Origin of the sequence: Mesorhizobium sp. WSM4887 (assembly GCF_029625865.1) — a bacterium.
GTDB lineage: Bacteria > Pseudomonadota > Alphaproteobacteria > Rhizobiales > Rhizobiaceae > Mesorhizobium.
The window spans coordinates 1-274 of the sequence record NZ_JARTVP010000050.1 but is presented as its reverse complement, the minus strand read 5'-3'; the positions used below and the strand labels follow the sequence as shown (position 1 = coordinate 274).

At 65.7% G+C, this 274-nt stretch carries 1 pseudogene; it reads right to left on the bottom strand.

From position 1 onward, the window contains the following. Positions 1 to 272: pseudogene (locus tag P9230_RS32280) on the bottom strand (branched-chain amino acid ABC transporter permease); the annotation flags it as partial. Positions 273 to 274 lie beyond the last annotated feature (2 nt).

The following is a 274-nucleotide window of genomic DNA, read 5'->3' as shown; positions in this document are numbered from 1 at the left end:
ATGTAGAGCATGCCGATGGTGGCGACGATGGTGGCTTCCGGATTGTAGTTGAGCCGGCGCAGCACCAGCCGTTCGGCGACCAGCGCAATGGCGCCGACGATCAGCGGAGCAATCACAAGTGCGGCCAGGAAGCCGAGCGCCGGATGGCCGCCAATGGCTGTGGTGATCGCCCAGGCGAGCACGGCGCCCAGCATGAAGAACTCACCGTGCGCGACATTGACCACCCGCATGACGCCGAACACCAAGGACAGGCCGAGCGCGGTCAGCGCCAGCA